We start from the raw sequence: 274 nt of genomic DNA, 5'->3' as shown, positions 1-274 counted from the left end.
ATACTTTGGGCAGTGATGAGTTCCTATATAAAACGAAACGGAAATTTAAATTATGGCACATCAATTTACGGTTAATGAAACAATTCATGGTGTTTCAATCGAAGACTTTTCAAGATTAGTCGCGGATACAGCATTGCATGAAGCAGTGTGTAAACGTATTCCAGGTGAGAACTTAGAAATTATTGAATCTGCAATTAATGGGGATATTTACACGTTACGCCGTGAATATAACCTTGATGTAAATATTCCTGATGTTGCTAAAAAATTATTAAAA

At 33.2% G+C, this 274-nt stretch carries 1 protein-coding gene; it reads left to right on the top strand.

The window, feature by feature from the left end:
- Positions 1–52 precede the first annotated feature (52 nt).
- On the top strand, positions 53–274 hold a 222-nt coding region (locus AC2Q9J_RS17900), incomplete at its 3' end, for a hypothetical protein (RefSeq protein WP_499042023.1).

This window comes from Planococcus sp. RAB007_Raresut, assembly GCF_057369535.1.
Note: the sequence above shows the minus strand (reverse complement) of the source record. Positions and strands in the feature narration are given on the sequence as shown.